The sequence below is a fragment of the Bradyrhizobium sp. HKCCYLS3013 genome (assembly GCF_051167615.1).
GTDB lineage: Bacteria > Pseudomonadota > Alphaproteobacteria > Rhizobiales > Xanthobacteraceae > Bradyrhizobium.
Map to the genome: position 1 here is coordinate 108,359 of NZ_JBNPTK010000021.1, position 6,533 is coordinate 114,891.

The window sequence follows — 6,533 nt, forward strand, 5'->3', positions numbered from 1 at the left end:
TCGCTTGCCAGAATTCATGGTCCCCCATGACGCAGCCCGCGGCCACGCCGCATCTCCCATGTCCGATCATTGGCCCTTCCCCCTCACAACTACGGGCCAACCAAACCATACACAATTTTAGATTGAGTGTGAATGAATTCACAATCAGGCCATCAAATGGTCTTGATGACTGATGCGATTCGTCGCGGCTATCCGCGCTGTTCGCGTGGCTGATAGATCGCCACGTGATGGCAATGCGCGAGCGGGCGGTCGCCATTGGCGACCACCAGCGCATCGAGCTCGACGAAGCGGTGACCCTTCTTCTCGTAGTTGGCAACCACACGGCCGCGCGCGGTGATCTCGTCGGCTTCTTCGATCGCCGACAGCAGTTGCATGCGGCTGCCGACGTGAATCCAGGGGCCGAGGACGACGTTGTCGACGAGCAGCCGGTTCATCACCCGCTGCAGCATGCCGGGATGGCCGAGCCGCTCGTTGGCATAGATCGGATCGCGCTCGCGAATCTCAGAAAGATAGGCGGTGGCCGCCTGCCCTGGCCACGCGCGCGGCGCCGTGCCGAGCCAGCTGCCGACAGCGAAAGACTCCGCACTGACGAGCGGCCGCACCGCCGCGGCCGGAACATCCCGGTACTCGGCCAGCACGACATCCGGCACCGACGCGGGCAGCGAGGCGGAACCGGTGGCGCAGAGCTGCCCTCGGCTGATCACCTCAAGGGCGAGCCCGTCGGAGGTCTCGTTCGCGACGACCTCCGCGATCTCGCCGTCATAGACCGGCTTGGTGAACCGTGCCTCGATCAGCCCACGCTCCAAGAACGCCCGCCCCCAGCGTGCGACGGGCTGATGCAGCATATAGGCCAGCACCTCGACGCCGGGTACGAGACCGCCGGCGAAGCCGAATCGCCGCGCCACACTGTCGTCGTGCATCTTGTTCTCGGACTGCTTGGCCGTGTTGAACGCCTCGACCGCATACGTCGCGATTCTGCCCGACATCCTTGCCTCCCTTTCACCGTTTTCGGGCGATGGTAGCGGCCGGAAAGGCCCTGGCAAGCGGCGCGTTTGGCTCGCAATTCCCGGCGCGATGGAGTACCAACCGGACCATTCCAACCGATGGCCCGATGACGACCGAAACCGCCCCGATCCGCATCTATGTCGACGCCGACGCCTGCCCGGTGAAGGACGAGATCTACCGCGTTGCGATCCGGCATGGCCTGCCGGTGACCGTCGTCGCCGGTGGCTTCATCCGCGTGCCCGAGGATCCCCTGATCACGCGCGTGGCGGCCGGCAGCGCCATGGATGCCGCGGATGACTGGATCGCCGAGCGCACCGGCGCTGACGACATCGTCATCACGGCGGACATTCCGCTGGCCAGCCGCTGCGTCAAGGCCGGCAGCGCCGTGATCGCGCCGAACGGCAAGCCGTTCACGGCGGAGTCGATCGGCATGACGCTCGCCGTGCGCAACCTCATGACCGATCTGCGGTCATCGGGCGAGGTGACCGGCGGCCCGCGCTCGTTCACGCCGCGCGACCGCTCCACCTTCCTTTCCACCCTCGACACCACGATCCGCCGCCTGCAGCGCCAGCGCGCGGCGCGGACCCAGCAGCAGAGCTAACCTCATGGCGCCGCCTCTCATCCAACTCAAGGACATCCGCCTGACCTTCGGCGGCACGGCCCTGCTGCAGGGTGTCGAGCTGTCGGTCTCGCCAGGCGAGCGCGTCTGCCTGATCGGCCGCAACGGCTCCGGCAAGTCGACGCTGCTCAAGATCGCCGCCGGCCTGGTCGAATGCGACAGCGGCACCCGCTTCGTGCAGCCGGGCGCCACGGTGCGCTATCTGCCGCAGGAGCCGGATTTCTCCGGCCATGCCACCACGCTGTCCTATGTCGAGGCCGGACTCGGGCCGGGCGACGATCATTATCAGGCGCGCTATCTCGTCGAGCAGCTCGGCCTCACCGGCGAGGAAGATCCGGCGCATGTTTCCGGCGGCGAGGCGCGCCGCGCGGCGTTGGCGCGCGTGCTCGCGCCCAACCCCGACATCCTACTGCTGGACGAGCCGACCAACCATCTCGACCTGACGACCATCGAATGGCTGGAGAACGAGCTCGACGGCCGAAGCTCGGCGCTGGTGCTGATCAGTCACGATCGCCGTTTCCTCACCAATCTGTCGCGCGCGACCGCCTGGCTCGACCGCGGCCAGATCAAGCAGATCGACCGCGGCTTTGCGGCGTTCGAGGCGTGGCGCGACGAGGTGCTGGCGGAAGAAGAGCGCGAGCAGCACAAGCTCGACCGCAAGATCGTCAACGAAGAGCACTGGCTGCGCTACGGCGTCTCCGGCCGGCGCAAGCGCAACGTCAAGCGGCTCGCCAACCTGCATGCGCTGCGCCAGCAGCGCCGCGACTATCGCGGCACGGCGGGCGCCGCCAACCTCGCCGCGGCCGAGGCCGACAAGTCCGGCAAGCTGGTGATCGAAGCGAAGGGCGCGTCGAAGAGCTTTGGTGATCGCAAGATCGTCGACAACTTCTCCATCCGCATCCAGCGCGGCGACCGCATCGGCATCGTCGGCCCGAACGGCGCCGGCAAGACCACGCTGGTCAACCTGCTCACCGGCGGCAGCGAGCCGGACAGCGGCAGCATCCGGCTCGGCGTCAATCTGGAGACGGCGACGCTCGACCAGCACCGCGAGAGCCTCGATCCCCGGACGACGCTCGCCGAAGCGCTGACGGGCGGCCGCGGCGATCACGTCATGGTGGCCGGCAAGCCGAGGCACGTCGTCGGCTACATGGAGGACTTCCTGTTCTCGCGCGAGCAGATGCGCACGCCGCTCGAAGTGCTATCGGGGGGCGAGCGCGGCCGGCTGATGCTGGCGCGCGCGCTGGCCAAGCCATCGAACCTCTTGGTGCTGGACGAGCCGACCAACGATCTCGACCTCGAGACGCTCGACGTGCTCGAGGACATGCTCGGCGACTACGAAGGCACGGTGATCCTGATCAGCCACGACCGCGACTTCCTGGACCGCGTCGTGACCTCGGTGATCGTGCCCGAGGGCAACGGCAAATGGCAGGAATATGCCGGCGGCTACAGCGACATGCTGGCGCAGCGCGGCGCCGACCTGAAGCGCGAGCATGCCAAGGCGGCTGAGGAGAAGAAGGAGGCCAAGCCGGCTGCGACAGTGCCGGCGAGCGCGCCCAAGCGCAAGCTCTCCTTCAACGAGAAGCACGCGCTGGAGACCCTGCCGAAGACGATCGCGAAGCTGCAGGCCGAGATTGCCAAGCAGCAGGCCGTGCTCGCGGATCCTGCTCTTTACGCCAAGGACCGCAAAAAGTTCGACGCCGCCTCCCTCGCCATCGCCACCGCGCAGGCCGAGCTCACCGCCGCGGAAGACCGCTGGCTGGAGCTGGAAGTGCTGCGCGAGGAAATCGAGGGGGCTTGATGTTTACGTAGGATGGGCAAAGGCGCGCAAGCGCCGTGCCCACCACGAGCTTGCGCAACAGAAGACGGTGGGCACGCTTCGCTTTGCCCACCCGACATTCTCTCCGTCATCGCTTCGCTCCTCGCAATGACGGCAACATGGAGTGAATGACATGACCACCCCGCTCGCCGCCAGGATCGCCCGTGAGTACGGCACGCCCTGCGCCGTCATCGACATGGACAGGGTCGAGCGCAACATCGCGCGCATCCAGGCCCAGTGCGAGGCCGCGGGCGTCGCCAACCGGCCGCACATCAAGACGCACAAGAGCCCGGTGCTGGCGAAACTGCAGATCGAGGCCGGCGCGCAGGGCATCACCTGCCAGAAGATCGGCGAGGCCGAGATCATGGCGGACGCCGGCATCGCCGACATCCTGATCAGCTACAATCTGATCGGAGAGGAGAAGATGGCCCGCCTCGCCGCGCTGCAGGCCAAGGCCGACATGACCGTCGCCGCCGATAACGCGACCGTCATCGCCGGCCTGCCGCAGGCGGCAAAGCAGTCGGGCCGCACGCTGTCGGTCGTGGTCGAATGCGACACCGGCCGCAAACGCGCCGGGGTCGAGACACCGGCGGAGGCGATCCAGCTCGCGCGCCAGATCAAAGCCTCCGAGGGCCTGCGCTTCGCCGGCTTCATGCTGTATCCGACCGAGAGCGGCTGGGACGACGCGCAGCGCTTCTACGACGAGGCGCTGGCCGGCGTGCGCGCCGAGGGGCTCGAGGCGGCCATCGTCTCGACCGGCGGCTCGCCGAACCTCAAGAACCTTGGCAAGCTCAGGGGCGCGACTGAGCACCGCCCCGGCACCTACATCTACAACGACCGCATGCAGGTCGCCGCCGGCGTCGCCACCTGGGACGACTGCGCGCTGCACATCTACTCGACCGTCGTCAGTCGCGCCGCGCCCGAGCGCGGCATTCTCGATGCCGGCTCGAAGACGCTGACGACCGACACTGGCGGGCTCGACGGCCACGGCCTGATCCTGGAACACCCCGAAGCCAAGATCGCGCGCTTCGCCGAGGAGCACGGCTTCCTCGATCTGTCGCGCAGCAACACCCGCCCCCATGTCGGCGACGTCGTCCGCATCGTCCCCAATCACGTCTGCGTCGTCGTCAACATGATGGACGAGGTGGTGATGGTGCGCGGCGAGGAGATCCTGGGCACGCTGCCGGTCGCGGCGCGGGGGAAGCTGCGATAGGGGGCGCTCTCTCAGCCCGTCATTGCGAGGAGCGAAGCGACAAAGCAATCCAGAGCCGCACGTGCCGCCCTGGATTGCTTCCGCCGTCGCCCTTCGGGCTCTGGCGGACAAGTCGCTTCGCTCGCAATGACCGCGGAAACTGAGGTTGGCTCCTTCCGACCTCACGATCAGTCGAGAGACATACGCCAATCATCGAGCGAGTCGTAGATCACGGTTGTCGGCCACCGCAGGTCAGCTTCACGACAGCCAGACCACGTGAGGTGCACTACAGCCACGCGGCCGTCACTCAATGCAACGAGGACATCATCACAATCGTCACGCTTTGCGATGATGCTGCTGGGCAGATTTGCCAGCGCGTGACCTGGAGCAATTTCGCGCGCCAGCTCGGCCTCGAATGTTGTCCGCACATGATCTTCGGTGAGCGCACACCAGGGCTCAGGGAGCAGCTCGATCACGACAGCCCAGCCCCTCTCAGCCACTTCAACACGCCCTTCCCCGCAGCCGCGCCAGTCGCAAACGACGCCTGCAGCAGATAGCCGCCGGTCGGCGCCTCCCAGTTCAGCATCTCTCCAGCGGCGAACACGCCGGGCAGTCGCCGCAGCATGTAGTCGGCGTCGAGCTCATCGCGGGCGATGCCGCCGGCGCTGGAGATGGCGCGCGCGAGCCCGGCGGTGCCGGTCAGCTTGATCGGCAGGGCGTTGATCAGTGCCGCGAGACGGTCGGGCGGTAGCGACGACAACGACAGCCCTTGCGTCTTTGCTGCCTCCTGCAGCAGGCCGATCGCGACCGGCGACAACTGCAACGCTTTGCGGAGCACATTCGAGAACGACTGCTTGCCGCGTGGAGCCGATAGCTTCTTGATCAGATCAGCGGCCGCGAGATCGGGCCGCAGCACGACGTGCAGCATTGCTTCGCCCGTTCGCGCGATCGCCTCGCGCAGCTCGGCCGACAACGCATAGATTGCGCCGCCTTCGATGCCGTCGCGCGTGATCACCGCCTCGCCGCGCACGCTGCGCTCGCCGAACGCCAGCGCGATGCCCTTCAGCGGCTGGCCCTCGAAGCGGTCGCGGAAGATGTCGGACCAGCCGACGGTGAAGCCGCAATTGGCGGGCCGCAGCGGCGCGATCGCGACGCCCTTCGCGGCGAGGATCGGCACCCAGCCGCCATCCGAGCCGAGCCGCGGCCAGGAGGCGCCGCCGAGTGCCAGCACGGTCGCGTCGGCTGCGACGGTGTGCGGACCGTTCGGCGTCTCGAAGGTCAGATGCCCCCGGTCCTCCCAGCCGGTCCAGCGATGCCGTAGCGCGACGCGCACGCCCTGCGCATCGAGCCGGCGCAGCCACGCCCGCAGCAACGGCGAGGCTTTCATTGCGACAGGAAACACGCGGCCCGAGGAGCCGACGAAGGTCGGCTCGCCCAGCGCCTCGCACCAGCCGCGCAGTTGTTGCGGCGAGAAGGCTTGGATGGCCGGCGCAAGCCACGACGCAGCGTCGCGATAGCGCGACAGGAACAGCGGCAGCTCTTCGCTGTGGGTGAGATTGAGGCCCCCTCGCCCCGCCATCAGGAACTTGCGGGCAACCGACGGCATCGCGTCGTAGACGGTGACGGCGACGCCGCCGCCCGCCAGCACCTCGGCGGCCATGAGCCCAGCCGGGCCGGCCCCGATGACCGCAATGTGCTTTAAAGAGGACATGTCGTCAGTTTAGGCCCCCCACCGCACCAAGCCAAAGGTCGTCATGCCCGGGCTTGTCCCGGGCATCCACGCCCGTCCACGCCGCAGTGCCAAAGACGTGGATGGCCGGGTCAAGCCCACGGCTGTCCGGTTCAGGCAGGCTGGACAAGGCGCATGGCGTGGATTCTTCTGCGATCTTGAGCATCGCCAA

The 6,533-nt window shown here is 67.4% G+C and carries 7 protein-coding genes; 3 read left to right on the forward strand and 4 right to left on the reverse strand.

The genetic code is table 11. The features are described from left to right. Positions 1-188 precede the first annotated feature (188 nt). Positions 189-986, reverse strand: coding sequence for a hypothetical protein (locus ACQR1F_RS28575; RefSeq protein WP_316182627.1), 798 nt, complete (start codon positions 984-986; stop codon positions 189-191). 125 nt (positions 987-1,111) lie between these two features. Between ACQR1F_RS28575 and ACQR1F_RS28580 the strand changes: the two genes are divergently transcribed. The 3 genes from ACQR1F_RS28580 to ACQR1F_RS28590 all read left to right on the forward strand — a co-directional run bounded on the left by ACQR1F_RS28580 (position 1,112) and on the right by ACQR1F_RS28590 (position 4,653). Beyond that, positions 1,112-1,606, forward strand: coding sequence for a YaiI/YqxD family protein (locus tag ACQR1F_RS28580; protein ID WP_316182626.1), 495 nt, complete (start codon positions 1,112-1,114; stop codon positions 1,604-1,606). A gap of 4 nt (positions 1,607-1,610) precedes the next feature. Further along, a complete protein-coding gene (locus tag ACQR1F_RS28585; RefSeq protein ID WP_434914285.1) occupies positions 1,611-3,422 on the forward strand; it encodes an ABC-F family ATP-binding cassette domain-containing protein in 1,812 nt (603 codons plus the stop codon). A 151-nt stretch (positions 3,423-3,573) separates the two neighbouring features. Then, positions 3,574-4,653, forward strand: a complete 1,080-nt coding sequence (locus ACQR1F_RS28590; protein WP_316216318.1) for a D-TA family PLP-dependent enzyme — start codon at positions 3,574-3,576, stop codon at positions 4,651-4,653. Positions 4,654-4,820: 167 nt separating this feature from the next. Here the strand turns inward: ACQR1F_RS28590 and ACQR1F_RS28595 are convergent, their stop codons facing one another. The 3 genes from ACQR1F_RS28595 to ACQR1F_RS28605 form a co-directional block, all read right to left on the reverse strand. After that, positions 4,821-5,108, reverse strand: coding sequence for a hypothetical protein (locus ACQR1F_RS28595; RefSeq protein ID WP_434848028.1), 288 nt, complete (start codon positions 5,106-5,108; stop codon positions 4,821-4,823). Then, positions 5,105-6,343 carry an NAD(P)/FAD-dependent oxidoreductase gene (locus tag ACQR1F_RS28600; protein ID WP_434914286.1) on the reverse strand — a complete coding sequence of 413 codons (1,239 nt, stop codon included), beginning with the start codon at positions 6,341-6,343 and terminating at the stop codon, positions 5,105-5,107. The genes ACQR1F_RS28595 and ACQR1F_RS28600 overlap by 4 nt, the downstream gene beginning before the upstream one ends. A 4-nt stretch (positions 6,344-6,347) precedes the next feature. Beyond that, on the reverse strand, positions 6,348-6,533 hold a 186-nt coding region (locus ACQR1F_RS28605; RefSeq protein ID WP_434914287.1), incomplete at its 5' end, for a hypothetical protein.